Genomic DNA, 1,627 nt, shown 5'->3' on the forward strand with positions numbered 1-1,627 from the left:
GTTTCGTGAGCAAGACGGAATAGGAAGTCTTTACCTTTCTCGTTAGCTTTGAACCAGTCGACAAACTCTTGACCGTAAAGTTTGCCACCTAGCGTGTCTAGCTCTAGTAGTGTGTAGTAATCCACACGGTCTTTGTTCTCTTCGATTGCTACACCCATGTTTTTGTAAAGCGTTGTGTAGCGCTCACGGATGATGCGTTTACAAGCGGCTTTGTAGCGACCTTCTGAGTCCATTAGACAAGTTAATGCAAACATCGCCATTTGTACTTGTTGTGGTAGAGACAGACCTGCAGTATGGTTCAATGCTACGCTGCGGCTATCAGCAACGATACGGTCGATGAATTTGATGTCACGTGGCTCTGGAGTTAGCGTTTTGTAACGGTCGTCCAATTGGCACTGTGTCGCTTCACTGAATGAGCGAAGTGTATCGTCGAACACGTTCTCATCGTGAATACCGATAGTGCCTAGACGCCAGCCTGTTGCACCAAAGTACTTAGAGAACGAGTAAACACAAAGTGTGTTGTATGGTAGTTTTGCAAATAGAGAAACGAAGTCATCGGCAAATGTACCGTATACGTCATCAGTGATGATGAATAGGTCACTGCGTTGCTCATTCACAAAGTTCGTTAGGTTCTCTAGAGTCTCGTCAGAGAATTTCACTGATGCTGGATTAGCAGGGTTAACAACACAAAGCAGTTTGATGTCTGTATCTGCCAGTTTTTCGATTTCAGACATTGGTAGCTGCCAAGTGGTCTCATCAAGGCGTAGCTCTACGATTTCCAGCTCATATTCTGCTAGCTCTGGGATTTCTAGGTAAGGGGTAAAGATTGGCGTGATTAGCGCAACTTTGTCACCTTTTTTCAATAGACCATTGTTGAACATGGTTGCGAACGTGTACGTCATTGACGCAGTGCCGCCTTCTGTTGCGAACAGGTCAAAGTTAGTCGTCATTGGCATTGGGCCGTACATCTCTTCTGCGATGTATTGTTTAACCACTTTCTCGATGTTCACTAGCATACGTGGTGGCACTGGGTAGTTACACGCAAGGTAAGCCAGTACTAGCTCGTTTAGGAACGCTTGTTTTTCGATGCCTAGACGGTCTTTTGCGTAGCTTAGTGCACGACGTAGGAAATCAACGCCTTTGTCTGTTGCATATTGGCTTGCGAACGTGTCGAAACGCTCAACGATGCCGACGCCATCAGGGATACCACCGAAATCACCACCTAGGTAAGCGTAGTTACGCTCTGCTTCTGCTACCGCAAACTCACCAAGACGGATAAATGCTTTACGAGGTAGCGTTGCTAGGAAGTTAGGGTTACCACGACCTGCATCAAGAAGTGCACGATCTGGCACAGCTTGCGCCACTTCAATCAGTTTGTCTTTTAGCTCGAATGGGCTTAGGTCAGCGAATTTTGAAAAATCGATAGTTGGAGTTTGAGTAGTCATAATAGATACCTTACTTTCATAAATTTTAGCAAGTCGATCCCCTTCCCTATGTTTGGCCAGGGAATCGCTTAGTGTTTTAATTGGATTGACGTCTTAGACTGACGTTATAGTCTGAATTACATACCAGCGTTGACGGAGATAATGCCGACGATGATTGGTCCCCAAAGGGTCAATAGCACGTT

General features: G+C 45.6%; 1 protein-coding gene. It reads right to left on the reverse strand.

Translation table 11 applies throughout. The annotated features are described in order from the left end of the window. A partial coding sequence (locus tag AB4482_RS11235) for a bifunctional aspartate transaminase/aspartate 4-decarboxylase (RefSeq protein ID WP_372180940.1) occupies positions 1-1,445 on the reverse strand: 1,445 nt, incomplete at its 3' end. Between the last annotated feature and the right edge of the window lie 182 nt (positions 1,446-1,627).

Source organism: Vibrio sp. 10N.222.55.C7 (assembly GCF_041473335.1).
Classification (GTDB): Bacteria; Pseudomonadota; Gammaproteobacteria; order Enterobacterales; family Vibrionaceae; genus Vibrio; species Vibrio crassostreae_C.